We start from the raw sequence: 235 nt of genomic DNA, 5'->3' as shown, positions 1-235 counted from the left end.
ATCTGGCCCTATTACTTGACGATCAAGTTACACTTGTCCGCGCAGACGGATTTTAAGTTAAAGAAAATTTACTGGTTAATTTTCTTAGTTCTCGGCATTCTCTTTGTGCTAGATTTTGCGCTGAACTGGGGTTACCGGCTTGCCTTTATCCTACTGGCGCTACTATTTATCATTGCGTTGCCTGCTGGCCGTTTGCTGAGTCAGTTTTCGCTCGCATTTTACGATCAACATGAAA

Annotated in this window: 1 protein-coding gene; it reads left to right on the top strand. The window is 43.0% G+C overall.

All coding sequences use genetic code 11. The annotated features are described in order from the left end of the window. Positions 1–235 (top strand): hypothetical protein (locus SAY88_RS25675; protein ID WP_332635261.1); only part of this gene is annotated, 235 nt, incomplete at both ends.

Origin of the sequence: Halalkalibacter flavus, from assembly GCF_036663575.1 — a bacterium.
Classification (GTDB): domain Bacteria; phylum Bacillota; class Bacilli; order Bacillales; family Bacillaceae_D; genus Halalkalibacter; species Halalkalibacter flavus.
This window is presented reverse-complemented; position numbering and strand designations above follow the sequence as displayed.